Annotated in this window: 15 protein-coding genes; 6 read left to right on the top strand and 9 right to left on the bottom strand. The window is 69.2% G+C overall.

What is annotated here, in order from left to right:
• The first annotated feature begins 299 nt into the window (after window positions 1–299).
• The gene (locus Ssi02_RS36870; protein ID WP_204032928.1) at window positions 300–980 is read left to right on the top strand and encodes a GntR family transcriptional regulator; all 681 of its coding nucleotides are present in this window, start codon (window positions 300–302) and stop codon (window positions 978–980) included.
• A gap of 33 nt (window positions 981–1,013) precedes the next feature.
• On the opposite strand, the gene Ssi02_RS36865 is transcribed toward Ssi02_RS36870, so the two are convergent.
• Window positions 1,014–2,336, bottom strand: coding sequence for an amidohydrolase family protein (locus tag Ssi02_RS36865; RefSeq protein WP_204032926.1), 1,323 nt, complete (start codon window positions 2,334–2,336; stop codon window positions 1,014–1,016).
• 50 nt (window positions 2,337–2,386) lie between these two features.
• On the bottom strand, window positions 2,387–3,940 hold the full coding sequence (locus Ssi02_RS36860; protein WP_204032923.1) for an ABC transporter substrate-binding protein: 1,554 nt from the start codon (window positions 3,938–3,940) through the stop codon (window positions 2,387–2,389).
• Between the two features lie 359 nt (window positions 3,941–4,299).
• Here Ssi02_RS36860 and Ssi02_RS36855 point away from each other — a divergent pair, with 359 nt between their 5' ends.
• Window positions 4,300–5,085 carry a maleylpyruvate isomerase family mycothiol-dependent enzyme gene (locus Ssi02_RS36855; protein ID WP_307825870.1) on the top strand — a complete coding sequence of 262 codons (786 nt, stop codon included), beginning with the start codon at window positions 4,300–4,302 and terminating at the stop codon, window positions 5,083–5,085.
• 45 nt (window positions 5,086–5,130) lie between these two features.
• On the opposite strand, the gene Ssi02_RS36850 is transcribed toward Ssi02_RS36855, so the two are convergent.
• The 3 genes from Ssi02_RS36850 to Ssi02_RS36840 form a co-directional block, all read right to left on the bottom strand.
• On the bottom strand, window positions 5,131–6,354 hold the full coding sequence (locus Ssi02_RS36850) for an RNA polymerase sigma factor (protein WP_204032918.1): 1,224 nt from the start codon (window positions 6,352–6,354) through the stop codon (window positions 5,131–5,133).
• 6 nt (window positions 6,355–6,360) lie between these two features.
• A complete protein-coding gene (locus Ssi02_RS36845) occupies window positions 6,361–6,708 on the bottom strand; it encodes a YciI family protein (RefSeq protein ID WP_204032915.1) in 348 nt (115 codons plus the stop codon).
• Between the two features lie 75 nt (window positions 6,709–6,783).
• The gene (locus Ssi02_RS36840; RefSeq protein ID WP_204032912.1) at window positions 6,784–7,737 is read right to left on the bottom strand and encodes a helix-turn-helix transcriptional regulator; all 954 of its coding nucleotides are present in this window, start codon (window positions 7,735–7,737) and stop codon (window positions 6,784–6,786) included.
• 63 nt (window positions 7,738–7,800) lie between these two features.
• Here Ssi02_RS36840 and Ssi02_RS36835 point away from each other — a divergent pair, with 63 nt between their 5' ends.
• Window positions 7,801–8,943 (top strand): epoxide hydrolase family protein, encoded by a 1,143-nt coding sequence (locus tag Ssi02_RS36835; protein WP_204032910.1) that lies wholly within the window; start codon window positions 7,801–7,803, stop codon window positions 8,941–8,943.
• Between the two features lie 181 nt (window positions 8,944–9,124).
• On the opposite strand, the gene Ssi02_RS36830 is transcribed toward Ssi02_RS36835, so the two are convergent.
• Together Ssi02_RS36830 and Ssi02_RS39160 are read right to left on the bottom strand one after the other, a co-directional pair.
• A complete protein-coding gene (locus tag Ssi02_RS36830; RefSeq protein ID WP_204032907.1) occupies window positions 9,125–10,354 on the bottom strand; it encodes a cytochrome P450 family protein in 1,230 nt (409 codons plus the stop codon).
• Window positions 10,355–10,560: 206 nt separating this feature from the next.
• Entirely contained in the window at window positions 10,561–10,977 is a 417-nt protein-coding gene (locus Ssi02_RS39160; RefSeq protein WP_239130352.1) for an SDR family oxidoreductase, read from the bottom strand.
• 172 nt (window positions 10,978–11,149) lie between these two features.
• Between Ssi02_RS39160 and Ssi02_RS36820 the strand changes: the two genes are divergently transcribed.
• Window positions 11,150–14,671 (top strand): S8 family serine peptidase, encoded by a 3,522-nt coding sequence (locus tag Ssi02_RS36820; protein WP_204032960.1) that lies wholly within the window; start codon window positions 11,150–11,152, stop codon window positions 14,669–14,671.
• A 42-nt stretch (window positions 14,672–14,713) separates the two neighbouring features.
• Here Ssi02_RS36820 and Ssi02_RS36815 read toward each other — a convergent pair whose 3' ends face one another.
• Both Ssi02_RS36815 and Ssi02_RS36810 read right to left on the bottom strand, forming a co-directional pair.
• Window positions 14,714–15,319 carry an NAD(P)H oxidoreductase gene (locus Ssi02_RS36815; RefSeq protein ID WP_204032902.1) on the bottom strand — a complete coding sequence of 202 codons (606 nt, stop codon included), beginning with the start codon at window positions 15,317–15,319 and terminating at the stop codon, window positions 14,714–14,716.
• A 4-nt stretch (window positions 15,320–15,323) separates the two neighbouring features.
• Window positions 15,324–16,325 (bottom strand): NADP-dependent oxidoreductase, encoded by a 1,002-nt coding sequence (locus tag Ssi02_RS36810; protein WP_204032899.1) that lies wholly within the window; start codon window positions 16,323–16,325, stop codon window positions 15,324–15,326.
• A gap of 96 nt (window positions 16,326–16,421) precedes the next feature.
• Here Ssi02_RS36810 and Ssi02_RS36805 point away from each other — a divergent pair, with 96 nt between their 5' ends.
• Both Ssi02_RS36805 and Ssi02_RS36800 read left to right on the top strand, forming a co-directional pair.
• Entirely contained in the window at window positions 16,422–19,370 is a 2,949-nt protein-coding gene (locus Ssi02_RS36805; RefSeq protein ID WP_204032898.1) for an AfsR/SARP family transcriptional regulator, read from the top strand.
• Window positions 19,371–19,546: 176 nt separating this feature from the next.
• The gene (locus Ssi02_RS36800; protein WP_204032897.1) at window positions 19,547–21,559 is read left to right on the top strand and encodes a PhoX family protein; all 2,013 of its coding nucleotides are present in this window, start codon (window positions 19,547–19,549) and stop codon (window positions 21,557–21,559) included.
• Window positions 21,560–21,652 lie beyond the last annotated feature (93 nt).

The raw sequence follows: 21,652 nt of genomic DNA, 5'->3' as shown, positions 1-21,652 counted from the left end.
CCCGGCCCCAGCCGCCCGAACGTCTCGTCCCGGTCGTGGCCGAGCGGCGGCCCGTGAGCGGCGAGCGTGGGGCAGGCGTCACGGTGCGCCCGTAGGTGCTCGGCGGAGGGCGACGACTTCTAAGCCGACTTCTCAAGACGACTTCTCAAGTGGCTGGCAATGGGTTGTTGATTGGCATAGTGGCCATGCCAATTAGCAACAGATAGGCGGCGTGCGCGGCACTCACGAGGCGAAAGATTCGATTACTTTCACAAGCTTCGAAAGCAAACATCGCCTTCGTATTCAAATAGAATGTTCATATGGCACGCCAGAGTGGTTCGACGACCCGCGCTGAGGGCATCTACCAACGACTCCGCGCCGATATTCTGGGGGGCCGGCTCACCCCGGGCGAGCGCTTGAAGTTCCCCGATCTGTGCGAGCATTACAACACCAGTGTCGGCGCGGCGCGTGAGGCGCTCGTCCGCCTGAAGGCCGAAGGGCTGGTCAAGGCGCGGGCCCATTTGGGATACACGGTGACCCCGCTGTCCAACGATGATCTGGCCGACTTGACCCAGGCCCGGGTCGAGATCGAGACGTTGGTGTTCCGCATGTCGGTGACGCACGGCGATGTGCGGTGGGAGGCCGACGTCGTCGCCGCTCATCACATGCTCGATCGCACGCCCTGCCTCGATCCCGAGTCCGACGCCGGGCTCAGTGAAGCGTGGATCACTGCGCACGCGGCCTTCCACTTCGCCCTGCTCGCCGGGTGCCCGAACCGCAGGCTGGCGGAGACCGCCCGTGCGCTGCGCGAGGAGGCCGCACTCTACCGCCGCTGGTCGGTAGCGGTCGCGCCCGCGTTCGACCGCGGCCACGCGGACGAGCATCGGGCCCTGGTCGCCGCCGCCCTGGATCGCGACGCCGACCGGGCCGCGGCCCTTCTGCGCGCGCACATCACGCAAACCCCCGACCTGCTGATCGGCGCACGCGAAAGCCCGGCATGACGGCAGGGCCATGCCGGGCTATGCCATTCGCGATCAGCCGAGCACGCGGCTGCGCAGGTCGGCGAGGCTGTCGGCGACGTCCTGCAGGTCGACGCCGACCAGCGCGCCCTTCTCCTTGCGCACGACACCGCCGGCGATCACGGTGTCCACGTCGCGGGAGGAGCTGAAAAGTACGGCATGAGCCGCCGGATCGCCGATCGGGTCCCCGAAGGGCCAGGTCTCCAGCAGGACGACGTCGGCCAGCTTCCCGGGTGCCAGCGTGCCCAGGCTGTCGCCCAGGCCGAGGGCGTGGGCGGGGTTCACCGTCGCGGTGGCCAGCATGTCACCGGGGGACGCCGATCGGGAGTCCTCACGAGCGGACAGCGGCAGGCGTCCCGCCGCCCGAGCCTCCTGCGCGTCGTGCGCCTGGACCAGGGTGAGGGACAGCCGGAGCTGGCTCAGCAGGTCGATCGACACGCGGGACGGTGTGTCCGTGCCGATGCACAGTTTCACATCCTCGCGGAGCGCCCGGTTGAGCACGCTCATGGAACGACCGACCGATATCTCCACCTCGGGCGTGACGGAGATGGCGACCTCGGCCTCTTCGAGCAGCCGCAACTCCCGGTCCGTCACCGAGTTGACGTGGACCGGGACCAGATCGGCGCCGAGCATCCCCCGCTCGTGAAGGGTGAGGATCTGTCCCGGTGAGTTCTGGTGGAACGTGGCCCGCAGGCCGTGCTCGCGGACGAAGTCCCGCTCCTTCGTGAAGAGTTCCAGGCCGGCGGTCTCCATCTCGGAGAGCCCCACGCCCAACGTCACCATCGATTCGTCGCGCTGCTCGGACCGGAGTTCGACGATGTCGTCCAGTTTCGCGCTGTGTGAGCGGTCGAGAGTCTGCCCCTTGAACGAGTAGCCCAGGGAGAGCCCGTAGGCCATCAGCACACGCTGCCCGGTGCGGGAATGCGCGTCGAATGCCGCACGGGCGTGGCCCGGCGACATGATTCCGTGGCAGAAGTCCAGCGCTCCGGTGACACCCCGGTCGAGCATCTCCAGGCCGCAGAGGTATACGGCGGTCCCGAAGTCCTTCGCGCTGAAATTCTCGCGCGTCGGTGTGATGACCGTCTTGTAGATGTGGTGGCTCCACAGCTCGGAGGCAAGGCCGCGCAGGGGGTGCTGCCACATGTGAATATGCGTGTCGATCAAGCCCGGAATGACGATCTTTCCGGAAGCGTCGATGACCTTGTCGGCCGGTCCTTCGAGATCCGTGCCGACTGCTTCGATCCGGTCGCCCCGGATGAGGACGTCACCCCGGGTCAGGGTCCCGAGGCGGGGATCCATCGTGACGACGAAGCCGTTCTTGATCAGAATGCTGGACAACAGAAAGCTCCTTGGTGGGGATGCATCGCGTCAGGGGAGAAGGGCACGCCTCAGCCCTTGGCCACGAGTTCGGCATAGCGGATCGCGGCCGGCACGGTCGCCGTCGAGTTCACGTTCTCGACCTTCTGCTTGTTGAATGCCCAGAAGTACGGCTGCTCGAAGTATCCGCAGTCCAGCGCCTCATCGTTAACGATCTTGGTCATCTCGGCCCACGCCGTGTCGGCGGCCTCGCGGTCCGGTGCGGCAAGCGCCCGCTCGACCACCTTGTCGAGGGCCGGGTATGCGACCTTCTTGGGATTTCCGGCGCCTGTGGAAAACTTGTAGAGGTAGTAGTCGTAGGCGCTGGCGTCACCGAAGTCGGAGAGGATTGCCGCAGGATACTTGCCGTTGTTGTAGACCGTGTAGAACTGGCCCCAGGTCATCATTTCCAGTTTCACGTCCACCCCGATCGCCGCCATCTGCGCACGGAAGAGCTCGCTGGTCGGCCGCTGGATGTCATAAGTCGGCAGGACGAAGCTCACCTTGGGATCGCCCGCCTCGGACATCAGCTGCTTCGCTTTGACGAGGTCGTGGGGATAGCCCTTGACGTCGGGGTTGTAGCCCTGCTGGCCCTCCCGCATACGCTGCATCCACACCTTGGAATAACCGGCGTACTGCGCATCGGCGTATTCCTGCGGGTTCATCGCCAGGCAGATGGCCTGCCGTATCCTCTTGTCGCTCAGCACCCCCTTGGTGTCATACATCTGCAGGTGGAAGAGGGAGGACGGATAGGTGGCGAGGCCCAGGCCGTTTCGCTCCACTCGCTTGCTGTAGGACGCCGTGGAGTAGGCGATGTCCAGTTGCCCGGCGGAGAGCGCGTTCAGCAGGGAGTCCGGGTCGTTGATGAAGTGGATTTCGATGCCGCCGGTGCCGATCTTCTCCGGATCGCGGTAGCGGTCGAAGACCTTGCCCACCACCTTGGAGCCTGACACCGAGCGTGCCTGGTCATAGGTGTACGGGCCTGTCCCGGAGGGTGACTTCGCCCAGGTCCCGGCGTCCAGGGCGACCGGCGAGATGATGTATCCCTGGCTGCGTGCGAGGTTCGGCAGCAATGAGGGCGCGGAGCCCTTCAGCTTGATTCTCACATGATTGCCGTCCACCGCCTCGAAGCCGGTGACCGTGCTCATGATCCCCTTCCAGCGGGGCGAGTCCGCGCGCATCCGCTCCAGGTTCTTCACTACTGCCGTGGCGTCGAATGGAGTGCCGTCATGGAAGACCACCCCCTCTTCCAGGGTGAAGGTCACTTCCCTGTCGGTTTCCTTCCACTCGCGGGCCAGCCCCGGCTGGATTGTGGCACCGTCACTCGCCAGGGCAACCAGCCCCTCGTATACGAGCGAGGAGTACGTGCTGTTGCCCCGGTCGAGCGTTTCCCAATCGTTCAAAGGCACGGGCACGCCGAACCGTACGACGGGCTTCGCCTTCGGCCCGCTCGCCTTCTTCTCCTGGCCGTCCGAGCCGCAGGCCGCGGCCACGGCTATGGCTAGAAAGACTCCTAGAACCCCGCGCAGTTGCCTCCCCTTGCGCGAGAGATACGTGGATTGCGGCCCATATGTGCTGGTGAGCATGGCTTCTCCATGGTTGTGTACGGCGCCGCGTTGCTGGACCGCTCCAATGTCGTGGAGGTCAGGCGGGCGCGGAACGGGCAGTTCCGTGGGCGAGGCCGGAACCATGTGAAATCAGGCAGTGAGTACGTAGTTGGGAAGAGCTTGCTTGATTCGCTGAGCTCGTAGATCTCCTATAGGTGTACTCTGCACACATTCGATTGGTCAATAGACTTTCGAAAGTTTGCCCCGCCGCCGCGGGCGCGGGAGTCGACACCTAGGACAAAGCGGCCCGGCCGTTGACGCGGATGCCCCGGAGCCGATCTGGCACGAGGGGCGGGTGACACGCCCCGAGGCCGAAAGGGAGGTGGCAGAGTGAGGTCATGGATCACCTTTCCCATTTCGATACGGAAGTCCAGGCGTTCCACGCGGCGGCGCAACGCACGGCCAGAATGGGTGCCTCACCGCTGATTCCCACCTGCCCCGGATGGTCGATGAACGACCTGGTCATGCATCTGGGCGGAGTGCACCGGCAGCTGATTCACCTCATCGGCAACCGGCTCCCCGAGCCGCACGACATGACCGACATCACGCTCCTCGGCCTGCCTGAGGTCTCCGCGGGCTGGCCCCGGCCGGAGGACGCCCCCAACACCGGCCCGACGCCGGCCGGCCTGCTCGACTGGTTCGCCAAGGGCGCCGCCCTCCTCGGCTACTTGTTCACCGAGGCAGGCCCCGGCGACCGCGTGTGGACCTGGTCCGACGATCACACGGTGGGCTTCTGGCTGCGCATGCAGACCATCGAGGCCGCCGTCCACCGCTACGACGCCGAACTCGCGACGGGCCGGCCGAGCCCGATCCACCCCGACCTCGCCGTGGACGCCGTCGCCCAGACCTTCGACATCATGGTGCCCGCCCGCCGCGCCTGGCGGCAGGCACCCCCCGGCGGCGGGGAACGTTTCCGCTTCAGGCGCGACGACGGACCGGAGGAGTGGACGGTGGTGTTCGACGGCGACCAGGTGCGCACAGGCGAGCGCTTCGACACCTACGACGGCGACGTGACCGGCACGGCCTCCGAACTGATGCTCTTCCTCTGGCAGCGTGTCCCCGCCGAACGCCTGCGCGTGTCGGGCGACCTCGGCCGCTACTTCTCCCTCGCTCCCCCCGTCTAGCACTGTGACCATGTTTGTCATGCATCCCAAGGCCGCCGCGGGCCACTAGTCGGTGAGCGACTCACGTCGCCGCCGCAGGAAGTCGCGCTCGGCCGCGTTGCCCGCCAGGGCGAGCGCCGCGTCGTAGGCCCGCGCCGCCTCGGAGATACGGCACAGACGGCGGAGCAGGTCCGCACGGATGGCGTGGAACAGGTAATAGCCGTCGAGGCCGAGGGCGTCCACGAGGCGCAGCGCCACCTCCGGCCCCTCGATCTCGGCGATCGCGACCGCCCGGTTCACCGCCGCCACCGGGCTGGGGGCCACCATCATGAGCAGGTCGTAGAGCCGCACGATCTGCCCCCAGTCGGTCTCGGCCGCCGAGGCTGCGTCGCTGTGCACCGCGTTGACGGCGGCCTGGATCTGGTAGGCGCCGGGGCTCGCGCGCCGCAGGCATCGCCGTACCAGCTCCTGGCCTTCGGCGATGAGGGTTTGGTCCCAGCGGCGGCGGTCCTGGTCGGCTAGCAGCACCAGCTCGCCGCCCGCCGTGGTGCGGGCCGCGCGGCGCGACTCGGTCAGGAGCATGAGCGCGAGCAGCCCCAGCGCCTCGGGTTCGTCGGGCATGAGCTCGGTCAGGAGCCTCCCGAGCCGGATGGCCTCCGTGCAGAGGTCCTCGCGGACCAGGCTGTCGCCCGTGCTCGCCGCGTAGCCCTCGTTGAAGATGAGGTAGATCACCGCGAGCACCGAGCGCAGCCGCCCGGGGAGATCCGCCTCCCGCGGCACGCGATACGGGATCCGCGCGTCGCGGATCTTGCCTTTGGCGCGGACGAGGCGCTGTGCCATCGTCTGTTCGCTCACCAGGAAGGCGCGGGCGATCTCCGCGGTGGTGAGCCCGCCGAGCAGCCGCAGTGTCAGCGCGACCTGGGCGTTGACGGCGAGCGCGGGGTGGCAGCAGGTGAAGATCAGCCGGAGTCGCTCGTCGCGCACGGGCCCCTCCTCGTGCGGCTCAGGCGGGCGGTCGTGGAGGAGGGCCGCCTGCGCGTGCCGTTCGTCGCGTCTGGCCTCTCGCCTGAAGCGGTCGATCGCCCTGTTGCGGGCGGTGGTGATGATCCAGCCTGCCGGGCTGGGGGGTGCGCCGTCGGCCGGCCACCGCTTCACGGCCTCGGTGAACGCGTCCTGCACCGCCTCCTCGGCAAGGTCGATGTCGCCGAGGAGGCGCACCAGGACGGCGACCGCGCGCCCGTATTCGGCGCGGAACACGCGGTCGATCTCCGGCTCGGGAAGGGGTGTCACAGCGGGTCAGCCGCTCTCGATCGGCCTCACCTCGATGGCGAGGGGGTGCAGCACCTCGGCGAGCCTGCCTCCCCAGACGAGGGCGGCGTCCAGATCGGGGGCCTGGATGACGGTGAAGCCGCCGAGGTATTCCTTGCCTTCGATGTACGGACCGTCCGTCATGAGCACGTCGCCCTCCTTGGCCCGCACCACGGTGGCCGTGCTCGGGTCGTGCAAGGGGGCGGCGAACACCCAGGCGCCGCTGGCCCGCATCTCCTCGTTCAGCTTGCCGAGGTTCCGCATGATCGGCTCCAGGACCTCGGGCGGGGGCGGGTCTCCAACGGGCTGGTAGATGCTCAGCAGATATTGCTTCATCGCGTGATCCTTTCGGCTGCCGGTGTTCTGTCCCCTACACGAACGGCACTCGGCCATATCGACACTCGTGCGGGATCAATCCGGGAGGGCTGCCGTGAGACGGCCGATGAGCACCCGGATGTGGTCGACGAGCTCGCCCGGCTCGTGCACTTCGAACGGCACGCCGAGCGACATGACGTAAAAGAGCATCTCGTCCAAGCTATTCGCGCCGCTGACGAGTGTGCAGCTGCCCTCGTCGAGGGGTTCGACAAGGGCGACGGCCGGCGGGAAACGGGCGCCGACCTCGGCGGCGGGCGCGTGCACCGTGAAGCGGCCCCGATAGCGGTAGGGGGCACTGCTGATCATGCGAGTGGTGTAGCCCGCGAGGTCGGTCTCCGGCGGGTCGCGCGGGACGAAACGGCGCCCGCCGGGCGTGCGCAGCCGTACCCGGTCGAGGCGGAAGGTGCGCCAGTCGTCGCGGGTGGTGTCGAAGGCGATCAGATACCAGCGGCGTCCGGAGGAGACCAGACGGTGGGGTTCGACCAGGCGTGTCGTCTCCGAGCCGTCGTGGGATTGATAGTCGAATCTGAGCCCTTCGTGGTCGCGGCAGGCGGCGGCCACGGCGGTGAGGAGCTCCGGGTCGACGGTGGGGCCGGCGGCGGTCAGGGGCACGGTCATCGACTGGAGAGTGCCGACGCGGGCGCGCAGCCGGGCCGGCAGGACCTGTTCGAGCTTCACGAGGGCGCGTACGGAGGACTCCTCGATGCCGGTCACCCCGCCTCCGGCCGCGGTGCGCAGCCCCACGGCCACGGCGACGGCCTCGTCGTCGTCGAGCAGGAGCGGCGGCAGGGTGGACCCCGCGCCGAGCCGGTAGCCGGAGACGCCGGCCGTGGCGTGCACGGGATAGCCGAGTTCGCGGAGCCGGTCCACGTCGCGGCGCACCGTACGGCCGGTCACACCGAGGCGTTGGGCGAGCTCCGCGCCCGACCACTCCCGGTGGGTTTGCAGGAGTGAGAGCAGTCGGAGGAGGCGAGCCGAGGTTTCCAGCATGGTTCCCACTGTGCCGTACACCTAGGACCGGAATTGACCTAACCCCTGCCTAACGTGGTGGACATGACGACGCACAAGCCGGAAATCCGCCCCTTCCACATCGACATCCCGCAGGCCGACCTGGACGACCTGCACGACCGGCTCGCCCGCACCCGGTGGCCGGACGATCTGAACGGCGTCGGCTGGAGCTACGGCGTGCCGGTGTCCTACGCCAGGAAGCTGGCCGAGCACTGGCGCACCGCCTACGACTGGCGTCGCCACGAGGCGGCGCTGAACGAGATCCCGCAGTTCACCACCGAGATCGACGGGCAGGAGATCCACTTCCTGCATGTGCGCTCCCCCGAGCCGGACGCGCTGCCGCTGATCGTCACCCACGGCTGGCCGGGTTCGGTGGTCGAGTTCATGAAGATCATCGGCCCGCTGACCGACCCCCGAGCGTACGGCGGCGACCCGGCGGACGCCTTCCACGTCGTCGCCCCCTCCATCCCCGGTTTCGGCTTCTCCGGCCCGACCAGAGAAACCGGATGGGACCTACGCAGAGTGGCGCGGGCGTGGGCGGAGCTTATGAACCGCCTCGGATATGACCGCTACGGTGCCCAGGGTGGCGACACCGGCGCCTTCATCGCCCCCGAACTCGGCCGTGTGGCGCCTCAGCGGGTGGCCGGCGTGCACGTCAACGGCGGCCTCGGCTTCCCCTCGGGCGACCCCGCCGAGTTCGCCGAGCTGACCGAGGCCCAGCAGGCCCGCCTGGCCGAGAGCCAGGACGGATTGGGCTACGCGATCATCCAGTCCACCCGCCCGCAGACGGTTGCGTTCGGGCTGCACGACTCGCCCGCCGGCCAGCTCGCGTGGATCGCGGAGAAGTTCAAGGAGTGGACCGACCCCGCCCACGACCTGCCCGAGGAGGCCGTCGACCTCGACCAGATGCTCACCAACGTGAGCGTCTACTGGCTGACCGGCACGGCGGCCTCCTCGGCGCGGCTCTACAGGGAGAGCGCCGCCGTCTGGGGACGGCCTCAGGAGCACTCCTCGGTGCCCCACGGGGTGGCGGTGTTTCCCGGCGACATCGCGGTCCGCCGGGTGTCCGAACGCGACCACAAGGTCGTGCACTGGTCGGAGTTCGAGCGCGGCGGCCACTTCGCCGCGATGGAGGCACCCGACCTGCTTGTGGGTGACATCAGGGAGTTCTTCCGCCTCGTGCGCTGACGCCTTATGCGCGAACGGGGGGCCGGGGAGTGCACCTCCGTATGAGCACGCGGGCGAGAGTGTTCCGAGCGTGGGCGGGGTGCTCCAGGCGGCTGCTCCAGGCGGCGGAGATCACCTCCGAGTGGGCAGGCGCGACGGGAGTGTTCCGGACGTGGGCGGGAACACTCCCGTCGCGCCCCTTTCACCCCCGGTGGAGGCGCACCGGCAGACTGTCGTGACCGTTGGCGATGAACGACGCCAGGTGCGCCGGCGGCCCCTCCACGGCCAGGGCCATGTCTGGGAACCGCGTGAACAGCGACTCCAGCGCGATCACCCCCTCCACCCGGGCCAGCGGCGCTCCCAGGCAATGATGCGCGCCATACCCGAACGACAGATGCCGGTCCCGGGTGACACGTGTGATGTCGAACCGGTCGGCGTCGGAGCCGTGCTGCTCCGGGTCGCGACCGGCGGCGGCCAGGCCGAGCACGATCGCCTCCCCCTTCTTGATCAAGGTGTCGCCGACCACGATGTCCTCGACCGCGTAGCGCATCGGCAGATTCGCCACCGGCGCCTGCCACCGGAGCGCCTCCTCCACCGCGGCCTGCCACGACTCCTCGCCGCCGCGGATCAGCGCCAGTTGCTCGGGGTGGCTGAGCAGCGCGTATGTCGCCTGGTCGATGAGGTTGACCGTCGTCTCGTGCCCGGCGGCGAGCATGAGGAACAGGGTGTCGACGAGCTCCTGTTCGCTGAGACGCGAGCCGTCCTCGTCCCGGGCGGCGATCAGATCGCTGGCCATGTCGTCACCCGGCTCTGCGCGCTTCTGCGCGACGAGCTCGTGTAGAAGCGTGTAGCCCGCGATGGTGGTGGCCTGCACCTCCTCCGGCGACGCCGCGGTGTGGAACACGCTGTCGACCACCCGCCGGATCGCGGGCCGCGCCGACTCCGGCAGGCCGATCAGGTCGGAGATCACGCAGGCGGGCAGCGCCACAGCATAGGCCTCCCGCAGATCCACCACCTCCCCGTACGGCACAGCCGCCAGCTCGTCCAGCAGCCCGTCGGCGATCTTCTGCACCCGGGGGCGCATCGCCTCGGTGCGGCGGGCGGTGAAGGCCCCGGCGATCAGCCGGCGCAGGCGTTTGTGGTCGTCGCCGTAGGCGGTGAACATGTTGTTGACCGACACCCACAAATGCAGGGGCCAGTCGTCGGCGATCTCCCCGTCGATATACCGCGGCCAGTGTTTGCGGGCGTCCTTGGACACGCGCGGGTCGGAGGCGACCTCCCTGATCCGGCTGTAGTCGGTCACCAGCCTCGCCTCCACCGCACCGGGCAACTCCACGACCGGGGCCGTGCCCGCGTCGCGGACGCGCCGCGCCTCGGCCTGGATGTCCGTTCCGGCGGGGTCGAGCACGATGGGGCAGGTGGGGGGAACCATGGCATCTCTCCTTGAGGGTTCGAACCTAGGGGTAACACCATTCGCGGTAAAATCGGGCATTCCATCCGCGCATCGGCTTATTTACCCCGCCACCCTCCGTTGTCGCCTCGTAAATCAATGGATTTTCCCTGCCGGACATTTAGCAATATACGGAATTTCATCTACTATTCCGGACCGTGCAGTCCGGGCCATGAACGGCGTTTCGGTCAGCGCAGATAACCTAACCCTCCGGTAGCGCGGATGTTCTGCCCCGTCACCCACCGGGAGTCCGGGCCCGCCAGAAACGCCACGACATCGGCGATGTCGTCGGGCAGGCCGAGTCGGCCCAGCGGCGTCATGCCGACCAACACCTCCAGAGTCGCCTCCGGGTTGGTCTCACGCAGCAGGTCGGTGTCCGTGGCCCCCGGCGAGACCACGTTGACCGTGATGCCGCGCACGCCGAGCTCACCCGCCGCGACCACGCTGAACACCTCCATGGCCGCCTTGCCTCCTGCGATGGGCCCGACCGCGTTGTTGACCAGGATGTCGAGGGCGTCGAGGCGCCGCCCGGCCTCCTCAAGCAGGTGGTCGACACCCGCGCGGTCGGCGAGATCGGCCCGCACCGCCACGGCGGTGCCCACCATGCCAGCGGCAATGCAGAAGCGGCTGCTATCAGCCATAAATCGGCAAGAATACCCATTGTCGATCGCTCCAAAACTTGAAAACCCCCCCGGATTAATCCACGATCCTCCGCATGCCCCCGAGAGATCGTCGTCCAGCGGGATTGTCCTCCCGCCCTTCCTGAAGGAGTTCGCGTTGCCGCGCTTTTCCCGGCGGTGGCGAACGATCCTGACGGGAACCGCCACCATCCTCGCGCTGCTCTGGGCCCAGGGGGCAGCTCACGCCGCCGTGCCCGGCCCGGCGCCGCACAAAATCAGCAAGGCCGTTCTGCACGACCTCACAGACCAGTCCACGGCGACCTTCCTCGTGCACCTCAAGGAAGGGGCCGACCTGAGTGCGGCGACAAACGCCAAAGACAAGGGCGACAAGGCCGCGCAGGTCTACAAGGCCAAAAACGCGTACGCCGCGAGCACCCAGGCCGGGCTCCGCAAATTCCTGACCGCGCGCAAGGCGAGCTTCACACCGTTCTGGATCGTCAACGCGGTCAAGGTGACCGGCGACGCCAGACTCGCCAGGGAGATCGCGAAACTGCCCGAGGTACACCGCATCGAGGCCGACCGCGCCATTCCCATGCCGGAGCCGGTGCCTGGCCCGAAGAAATCCGAGGCGAAGGTCAACGCGGTCGAATGGAACGTGGACCGCATCGGGGCCCGCCGGGTCTGGAGCGAGTTCGGCACACGCGGCGAGGACATCGTGGTGGCGAGCATCGACACCGGCGTGCAGTTCGACCATCCCGCTCTAGCAGCCCAATATCGCGGCAGAAGAGCGGACGGCACGGTCGACCACAACTACAACTGGTATGAGCCCGGCACGACCTATTGCCCGCTCGGCACGCCCTGTGATTTGAGCGGCCACGGCACCCACACCATGGGCACCATGGTCGGCGGCGCGGGCACCGACATCATCGGGGTCGCCCCCGGGGCCACCTGGATCGCCGCGCAGGCGTGTCTCGACGCATGCTGGACGAGCGATCTGCTGGCGGCGGGGCAATGGGTGGTCGCGCCGACCGATGTGAGCGGTCAGAATCCCCGCCCCGACCTCGCGCCTCACGTGGTGAACAACTCGTGGAGCGGCGACGACTTTCACCCGTGGTCCAAGCCGATGATCGACGCGTGGATCGCGGCCGGGATCTTCCCCGTGTTCTCGGCCGGGGATTCCGGCCCGACGTGCAACAGCACGTCCTCGCCGGGTGCCGACACCGGGACTTACAGCGCGGGCGCGTTCGACATCGGCGGCGCCATCGCCCATTTCTCCAGCCGGGGCATCGGGGAGAACCACGGGATCAAACCCAATGTCGCCGCGCCCGGAGTCAATATCCGCTCCTCGGTGCCCGGCGACAGTTATGACGTGCTCTCCGGGACGTCGATGGCGGCCCCGCACGTCGCCGGCACGGTGGCGCTGCTCTGGTCGGCGGCGCCCACGTTGAAGGGGGACGTCACCGCCACCCGCGAACTGCTCGACCACACCGCCGCCGACGTCGCCGACACCTCGTGCGGCGGCACCCGGGCGAAGAACAACGTCTGGGGTGAGGGCCGCCTCGACGCCTACAAGGCGGTGCAGGACTCGCCCACTGGCGAGACCGGCGGCCTGACCGGCACGGTCACCTCGGGCGGGGCGCGCCAGGCGCAGGTCGCGGTCACGGTCGCCGGGCCGATGCACCGCACGGTGGTCACCAACACGGCCGGGGCGTACACCCTGCCGCACCTCAAGATCGGCACTTATCAGGTCACCGCGCGGAAGATCGGATATGCGGATGCCGCCGCGACGGTCACCGTGACCGCCGGCTCGGCCATCGCGCACAACATCCCGCTGACGGCGCGGCCGACCCGCATGGTCTCGGGCACCGTCACCGTGGACGGCGCCCCGGACGCGGGGGCCGTCGTCGCCGTGGGCGACACCCCGGTGAGCACGACCACCGACGCCTCCGGCCGCTATCGGCTCGCCGTTCCCCCGGGCGACTACGAGTTGACCGTGACGCCGCCGCACACCCACTGTTCCGGGCCGGTCACGACGGCGGCGGCGGTGCGCCGGGATCTGGTCAAGGACATCGCGCTGCCCCGCCGTACCGACGCCTTCGGCTACACCTGCGTCAGCGGCAAGGAGCCCTATGTCGCAGGCACCGGCAAACTGCCGTTCGACGACCGGCGGATCAAATTGCCGTTTCCCTTTCTCTTCTACGGCGGCGACTACACCGACGCCTGGGTCTCCCCCCGCGGGTGGCTCAGTTTCCTCGACCGGGAGAACGGCGGCCTGAACCGGCCGACGCCGTCGCAGGACACTCCCAAGGCAGCGGTCATTCCCTTCTGGGATGAGCTGTCGATCGACGACAAGGCCGGGATATACACCGCCACCGTGGGCAACGCGCCCGATCGCACTTTCGTCGTCGAATGGCGGAACGCCGCCATCGACGCCGACCCCCGCAGGCGGATCTCGTTTTCCGCGCTGCTCGGCGAGGACGGCTCCATCGGTTTCCGCTATCGGGGAGCCGGCGGCGGAGCGGCCACGGGGACCGGGGCCACCGTCGGGCTCAGCAACCACAACGACCGGGACGGTTTTCAATACTCCTTCAACCAGGCGTCTCTCACCGACGGGCAGAGCCTGACCTTCACCGCGGGACGCCACGGGCTGCTCTCCGGCAAAGTCACCGACGCCAACGACGGCCGCCCCCTGGCCGGAGCCTTTGTGAACATCGGCGATGTGGCGACGCTTTCCACCGGTGTCGACGGCACGTTCACGGCGCAGGTGCCGGCCGGTGATTACCGGGTCTCGGCCGACAAGGCGCATTACGGTTCGCTGAGCCAGGTCGCGACGGTCACGGTCGGGAAACGCACCTCCGTCGGCGTCGCCTTGAGCACCGGCAAGGTCACCGCCTCGGTGAAGGCACTCGATCTCGTGATGGCGGCCGACTCCGTGAAGAGCGGCACGGTCGTGCTCACCAACCGGGGCAGCACCACCACCTCCTACACGCTGGAGACCGATCCGGCGCGAAGCTGGCTGAGCGCGAGCCCGGCGGGCGGCAAACTCGGCCCCGGCGCCTCGGCCAAGGTGACCGTCACCGTGCGCGGCACGAAAGCGGTCAAGGGCTCACTCCGCACCGGGGAGCTGCTGGTGCGGTCGACCAGCGGCAGGAAACCCCTTCTCGGAATTCCGGTCTCGGTGATCGTGCCCAAGGTTCAGATCGCCGTGGACGTGGGGTCGAAACGCAAGGCCGTCGACTCGGCCGGGGAACACTGGTCGGCCGACCGGAAATACACCCGCGGTCGTCACGGCTATCTCGCCCCGGTCAACAAGACCCACACGGCCAAGGGCCCGATCCACGGCACCCGTGACGGGGCGCTGTTCAAAAAGGCCCGCGAGTCGATGACGGAATATCGCTTCGACAAGATCCCCGACGGCGTCTACACAGTGGAGCTCGGTTTCGCCGAGACCCGCGACATCCGCGCCAAGCACCGCGTGATGGACGTGCGGATCGAGGGCGAGGTCGCGGTGCCCGCCCTGGACCTGTCGCAGGAGGTCGGCCTGCGCGCCGCAACCGTCAGGCAGTTCACGGTGAAGGTCCTCGACGGGCAGCTCAACGTGCAGTTCACCGCCCGCACCGGCACCCCCATCCTCAACACCATCCGCGTCTGGGAACGCCCCGACAAGAACACCCGCTAGCCTGCCGGGCATGTCCACCAGGGGCGGACATGCCCGGCAACTTTAGCCGCGGGGAACAGGGAGGAGCCCGGCCACTCCCCGCTCCACCCCGGCGACGATCTCCTCGGCGCGCTCCGCGCCGACGTCGCCGGACACGGTGCCGTAGACCAGGTGGACCGTCACCTCGTCGATCCCGCAAAAGGTCGATATGCCCGCCGTGAGGGTGCGTGTGAGCGTTTCGTCCCAGCCACCCGCCACGAAGTGCTCCCGGGAGTAACCCGCCAGGCCGATCCACACCATCCGCTTGCCGCGGAGCCGGGACCGGCCTCCGCCGTACGCGAACCCGTAGTTCCAGACCCGGTCGACCCACCCCTTGAGGATCGCCGGCAGCCCGAACCACCAGACGGGGAAGACGACCACGATGACATCGGCCGCCTCGACCCGCCGCATATGGGCCTGGGCGTCGGCGGAGTAGACCTTGTCCCTGTCGCTCCAGTCGGGCTCGTCCGCGGTGGTCATCCGCGGGTCGAAGTCCTCGGCGTGCAGGTCGAGCAGGTCGACGGCGAAGCCCTCCCGCGCAAGGCGCCGCCGTACACGATCGGCGCCACGCGCGGCGAGCGAGCCGGAGCGGGGGTGGGCCAGCACGAGAAGAGCCGTTGGCGTCGTCATCGGCTCAGAGCCGCACAAGCATCTTGCCGACGTTGCCGCCGCGCATCATGTCCAGGAAGGCGTCCGGGGCCCGGTCGAGGCCGTCGGCCACGGTGAACTCGGTGCGCAGCGAGCCGTCGGCGAGCCATCCGGCTGCCTTCTCGATCCACGCGGGAAAGAGGTGGAAGTAGGAGTTGATCAACATCCCACGCATACTCCCCTCGCGGGTGACTAGGTTGTACAGATTGCGGGGCCCGGGAGCGGGCTCGGTGGCGTTGTAGCCACTGATGGCGCCCACCAGGGCGATCCGCCCGCCGACGCGCAGCGCGCCGACCGCGGCCTCCAGGTGATCACCGCCGACGTTGTCGATGTAGACGTCGATGCCGTCCGGCGCCGCCGCGGCGAGTTGCTCGCCGATGGGCCCGGCCTTGTAGTCGAGGGCGGTGTCGTAGCCGAAGACCTCCACGAGTTTGCCCGCCTTCATCGGGCCTCCGGCCGAGCCGATCACACGTGAGGCGCCCAGCTTCCGGGCGAGTTGCCCGGCCACGCTGCCCACGGCACCGGCCGCCGCCGAGACGAAGACGACATCGCCCTGCCGCACCGGAGCCACCTCGGTCAGGGCCGCGTAGGCCGTCAACCCCGTGGTGCCAAGCGCCCCGAGATATGCCTCGGCGGGGACTTCGGCCGTGTCGGCGATCTGTACGGCTGCCGCGTCGAGCACCACGTGCTCGCGCCACCCCGCGAAGTGCACGACCGTCGCGCCCACCGGCACCTCAGGAGCGCGTGAGGCGATCACCTCACCCACCGCCGAACCCTCCAGGGCCACCCCGAGCCGGAAGGGCGGGATGTAGGACTCGATGTCGTCCATCCGCCCGCGCATGTACGGATCAACCGACATCCACGTGTTCCGCACCAGAACCTGTCCCTCGCCGGGCTCCGGCACCTCTGTGGCGACCAGGTCGAAGTCGGTCAGCCGAGGCTCCCCCACCGGGCGGGCCGCCAGCCGGATCTCACGGGTCTTCGTCATGATGTGCTCCTTCATCGTGTTTCCCGCTTGCTGGGCTTCACTCTGCCGAGGGGCACGCACGATCGGCTGGGGGTTCGCTGGGGGTAGCGTGACCTGGTGCGCTTTGGAGTGCTTGGCCCGCTTTCGGTGTGGACCGCCGACGGGCGACCCGTCCGGGTCCCCGAGGTGAAGGTTCGCGCTCTCCTCGCCGACCTGCTGGTCCACGAGGGCCGTCCGGTGCCGGCGGACCGCCTCGCCTACGACCTGTGGGGCGACGATCCGCCGGGCAACCCCACCAACACCCTCCAGACCAAGGTCTCCCAGCTCCGCCGCGCCCTGGGCGAGGAGGGCAGGAAGCTGGTGGTCTACCAAGCCGCGGGTTATGTGCTGCACAGCGATCAGGTCGACGCGATCACGTTCGCCGCACTGCTCGACAGCGCCCGCGCCGAGGAGGACCCGCGTGCCAAGGCCGCTCTCCTGTCCGACGCGCTCGCTCTCTGGCGTGGCCCTGCTTATGCGGATTTCCGCGACGAGGACTTCGTACGCGCCGCCGCGGCCCTCTTGGAGGAGCGGCGGCTGACCGCCCTGGAGGAGTGGGCGGAGGTGCGGCTGGCGCTCGGTGAGCACAGCCTCCTCGCGGACGAACTGGGCGCGGCGGTGGCCGAGCAGCCGCTCCGCGAACGGCTGCGTGCCGCCTATATGCGGGCGCTCTACCGGTCGGGGCGGCAGAGTGAGGCCCTCACGACCTACACGGAGTTCCGTGAGCTGCTCGACGAGGAGCTTGGCCTGGCTCCCGGGCCCGAGCTGGCCGAGCTGCAGCAGGCGATCCTGCGCCAGGCTCCCGGGCTTTTGCCCGCCGAGGCTCACGCCGTACGTCCGCGGGCGAACCGGCCTCCGCCGCTCCCGGCGTCCCTGACCGGGCTGGTGGGGCGGGACGGGGACGTCGCGGAGGTGCGTGCCCTGCTGCGGGACTCGCGGCTGGTCACCGTGACCGGCCCCGGAGGGGTGGGCAAGACCCGGCTGGCACTCGCGTCGGTCGCCGGTCTCAGCCCTCCCGAAGGCGTGTGGCTGGTCGAGCTGGCCGGCACGGCCGGGAGCGGGGCGGTGGCCGAGGCCGTGGCGGACGTGCTCGGCATGCGCGACGAGCACACCACTGCCGAGGGGGCCGGCACCGCGGATCTCGCGCGCCGGCTCGCGAACTCCCTGCGCGGGCGGGAGCTCCTGCTGATCCTCGACAACTGCGAGCACCTGATCGAACAGGTCGCCGATCTGGTCGCCCTGCTGCTGCGCACCGCGCCGGGGTTACGCGTGCTGGCCACCAGCCAGGAGTCGCTGGCCGTCGTCGGTGAGGCCCTCTATCCCGTCGCGCCGCTGCCCCTGCCCGACGCGGTGCGGCTGTTCGTGGAACGCGCGGGGCGCGGGCTCACCCTGTCGCCGGAGACCGCCACCTGGGTGGAGACGATCTGCGCGCGGCTCGACGGCCTTCCCCTGGCGCTGGAGCTGGCCGCCGCCCGCGTGCGTGCCCTCGGGGTGCGCGGCGTGGCCGAGCGGCTCGACGACCGGTTCCGCCTCCTCACCGGCACGGCCCGCGGCCTGCCGACCCGGCAGCAGACCCTGCGCGCGGTGATCGACTGGAGCTGGGAGCAGCTCACCCACGCTCAGCGAACCGCTTTGTGCGCCCTCGCCACTCACCCCGGCGGGTGTACGGCGGAAGCCGCCGAAGCCGTCGGTGTCGATGTCGACCTGCTGGACCAGTTGGTCAACCGGTCCATGGTGGTGGCTGATCCGCCGAGATATCGGCTGCTGGAGAGCATCTCGGCCTATTGCCTGGACAGCCTGGCCGACGATGATCCGGTGTTCACGCTCCGCGACGACTATTACCTCGCTCTGGCCGAGCGGGCGGCGCCGTACCTCAGGGGGCCGCGGCAGCGGGAGTGGCTGCGGCGGCTCGACGACGAAACGCTGAACCTGCGGGCGGTCGCCGGGTCTGCCCGGCTCGCCGAGGCTCTCGCCTGGTATTGGTACATCCGCGGCCGTCATGGGGAAGGGCACCGCTATCTGGCGGCGGTGAGCCCCGGAACGGCGACGGAGGCGGCGTTCGCCATGCTGACCGGTGCCGGGCGGGGCGAGATCGCCGGGTTTCCCGATGCCCGGGCGCGCTGGTTCGTCGCGCACGCCCACCTTCACCTGGGTGACGCGGCGGCGGCCGCGCCGCTGCTCGGCGAGGCGCTCGCGGAGTTCCGCGCCGCAGGCGACCGCTGGGGGGAGGCCGCCGCACTGGCCGGGCTGGCCAAACAGGCGGTGTTCCTCGGCGATCTCGCCGCCGTCGAGCGTCACGGGGAGGAGAGCCTGCGGATCTTCACCGAGCTCGGCGACCAGTGGGGTCGGCTTCAGGCCGCGGACACGCTCGCCTACCTGGCGGAGATCAACGGCGATCACGGGCGGGCGGCGCGGTTGCACCGTGAGGGGTTGCGTGTCGCGGAGGAGCTGCACCTGTGGACGGATATGTCGTACCGGCTGTCGAGTCTCGGCAGGATCGCGTTGCTGACCGGTGATCTCGCCGAGTCGAGGGAGCTGCACGAGCGGGCAAGGCGGCTGGCGGCCGAGCAGTCGCACCGGTTCGCCGAGGAGTTCGCACGGGTGGGGCTCGGCCTCACGGCCAGGCGCGCGAGTGATTTCGACACCGCGGAGCGGCTTTTCGGCGAGTCGCTGGAGTGGAACCGGAGCCTCGCGGCGGGCAAACCGTATTACGGCGTGACCTTGATCCTGGCCGAGCTCGGCTTCCTCGCCGAACAACGCGGGGACGCCGGCCGGGCCGGAGCCCTTCATCTGGAAGGGCTCGCCGCGGCCCGGGAGCTCGGCGACCCGCGGGCGATCGCCCTGGCGGAGGAGGGGCTCGCCGGGGTCGCGGCCCTGGAAGGCCGCAGTGACGAGGCGCTGCGGCTGCTGGAGAAGGCGGGCGCACGACGGGAATCCGTCGGCGCGCCCCTGCCCGCCGCCGAACGCGGCGACGTCGACCGCATTCGTGCCTTGGCGCGGGGCCGTGCCCCGGCCGGTCCTCGGTGACTCCGCCCTGACCGGTGCCTCGCCGGGCGGCAGTGGCGGGCTATCAGGCCGATGTGCCGCCGGATCGCTCAACAGGTGTTCAGCGTTCATCGAGGGGGTGAAGGTCGTTCATCCACGGTTTGGGATGCGTCCGTATCGTCCGGACCGAATGATTTGTACCACTTTGGAGGAAGTCCGTGCCGCTGCCCCTGCTCTCCGACCCGCACAAGGGCGGCCGTTCCGCGCTGACGTGCCGGTTCCGATGCGGCAACGCATGTGCGAACGACGTAGCCAACCGGAGCGAGAACGCCTACTTCGGCGAGATCGCCGCCAAAGCCCTGTCCAGGCGCGGAGTGCTACGCGCCGGCGCGCTGGGCGCGCTCGTCGTCGGCGCCGCCGGCGCGGCAGGGGCCGCGCCTGCCGCAGCCGCCGTCGATCCGGAGGCGACCGAGCCCGCGGGGCACGGGGGCGGCGACCTGCGGTTCAGCCCGGTGCCGCCGAACAGAGAAGACATCGTCAAGGTCCCGGACGGCTACCAGACGAGCGTCGTGGTGCGGTGGGGCGACCCGGTGCTGCCCGACGCGCCCGCGTTCGACTTCGACAACCAGACGGCGGAGGCGCAGGCCAAGCAGTTCGGCTATAACTGCGACTACGTCACGCTGTTCGAGCGGGGCCGGAACAAGGGCCTGCTCTGGGTGAACCACGAATACACCGACGAAGTGCTCATGTTCCGCGGTTACTCGGCGGCCAACCCCACCGAAGAGCAGATCAAGATCGCCCTAGAGGCGCACGGCGGCTCGGTCGTCGAGATCGAGCGGGTCCGCGGCGGCGGCGAGTGGAAACTCGTCACCAAGGGACGCCGCCGCTACAACCGTCGCATCACCGCCAAGACGCCCATGCGCTTCACCGGTCCGGCAGCCGGCCACGATCTGCTCAAGACGGCGGCCGACCCCGAAGGCCGCAAACCGGTTGGCATGCTGAACAACTGCGGAGGCGGCACCACGCCGTGGGGCACCGTACTCACCGCTGAAGAGAACTTCGACCAATACTTCATCAACGGCAGCGCGGCCAACCCGAACACCGCGAGGTATGGCATCCCGACCGGCGTGCCGAGCGGGAGCCGCCGCTTCGACAAGGTCGAGGAGCGTTTCGACCTCGCCAAGCACCCCAACGAGGTCAACCGGTTCGGGTGGATGGTGGAGATCGACCCGTTCGACCCCGAGAGCACGCCGATCAAGCGCACCGCGCTCGGCCGCTTCAAGCACGAGGCCGCCACCACGTCGATCTCCAACGACGGCCACCTGGTGGTCTACATGGGTGACGACTCGCGCTTCGAGTACATCTACCGGTTCGTCTCCAAGAACCGCTACATCCAGGGCCACGACCGGCACAACCGCACTCTCCTCGACGAAGGCACCCTTTACGTCGCCAAGTTCACCGGCGACAGCCCCAAGGAGGAGATCGACGGATCCGGCAAACTGCCCAAGGACGGCGCGTTCGACGGCAGCGGCGAGTGGATTCCGCTGGTCAGCGGTGAGAAGTCGCACGTGCCGGGCATGAGCGCCGCCGAAGTTCTCATCTTCACCCGCACCGCCGCCGACAAGGTCGGCGCCACCAAGATGGACCGCCCCGAGGACGTCGAGCCCAACCCCGTCACCGGCGCCGTCTACGTGGCCCTCACCAACAACTCCAACCGGACCGCCGCACAGGTGGACGAGGCCAACCCGCGCCCGTCGAACAAGCACGGCCACATCCTGGAGATCGTCGAAGACCGCGGCACCCGTTTCGCCTGGTCCCTCCCGCTCGTCTGCGGCGACCCCAACGACCCCACGACCTACTTCGCGGGTTACGACAAGACCAAGGTCTCGCCGATCTCCTGCCCCGACAACCTCGCCTTCGACCGCGACGGCAACCTGTGGATCTCCACCGACGGCAACGCCCTCGGCACCAACGACGGCCTGTTCGTCATGCCCGTTCGCGGCAGGGAACGCGGCTATGTCCGCCAGTTCCTCACCGTCCCCCTCGGCGCCGAGACCTGCGGCCCGCTGATCACCAACGACCAGCGCAGCGTCTTCGTCGCCGTGCAGCACCCCGGCGAGATCGACGGCGCCACCCCCGACAAGCCCGCCAGCCGCTGGCCCGACGGCGACCAGCCCCGCCCGTCGGTCGCCGTCGCCTGGCACAGCCGCGGCGGAAAGATCGGTTCCTGACCCTCCCGTACGGCAAAGCCCGGCAGACCGCCCCCCACCGCCCCGGGTGGCGGTCTCCGGCATTCCTCCCGCTTACCCGAGACGGCGGCTGGC

Origin of the sequence: Sinosporangium siamense (assembly GCF_016863435.1) — a bacterium.
GTDB classification, from domain to species: Bacteria; Actinomycetota; Actinomycetes; order Streptosporangiales; family Streptosporangiaceae; genus Sinosporangium; species Sinosporangium siamense.
This window is presented reverse-complemented; position numbering and strand designations above follow the sequence as displayed.

Excerpts from the sequence above, each read along its gene's own strand:
- Ssi02_RS36870 (WP_204032928.1), top strand. The coding sequence starts at position 300 with ATGGCACGCCAGAGTGGTTCGACGACCCGCGCTGAGGGCATCTACCAA.
- Ssi02_RS36860 (WP_204032923.1), bottom strand. The coding sequence starts at position 3,940 with ATGCTCACCAGCACATATGGGCCGCAATCCACGTATCTCTCGCGCAAG.
- Ssi02_RS36855 (WP_307825870.1), top strand. The coding sequence starts at position 4,300 with ATGGATCACCTTTCCCATTTCGATACGGAAGTCCAGGCGTTCCACGCG.
- Ssi02_RS36845 (WP_204032915.1), bottom strand. The coding sequence starts at position 6,708 with ATGAAGCAATATCTGCTGAGCATCTACCAGCCCGTTGGAGACCCGCCC.
- Ssi02_RS36840 (WP_204032912.1), bottom strand. The coding sequence starts at position 7,737 with ATGCTGGAAACCTCGGCTCGCCTCCTCCGACTGCTCTCACTCCTGCAA.
- Ssi02_RS36835 (WP_204032910.1), top strand. The coding sequence starts at position 7,801 with ATGACGACGCACAAGCCGGAAATCCGCCCCTTCCACATCGACATCCCG.
- Ssi02_RS36830 (WP_204032907.1), bottom strand. The coding sequence starts at position 10,354 with ATGGTTCCCCCCACCTGCCCCATCGTGCTCGACCCCGCCGGAACGGAC.
- Ssi02_RS39160 (WP_239130352.1), bottom strand. The coding sequence starts at position 10,977 with ATGGTGGGCACCGCCGTGGCGGTGCGGGCCGATCTCGCCGACCGCGCG.
- Ssi02_RS36815 (WP_204032902.1), bottom strand. The coding sequence starts at position 15,319 with ATGACGACGCCAACGGCTCTTCTCGTGCTGGCCCACCCCCGCTCCGGC.
- Ssi02_RS36810 (WP_204032899.1), bottom strand. The coding sequence starts at position 16,325 with ATGACGAAGACCCGTGAGATCCGGCTGGCGGCCCGCCCGGTGGGGGAG.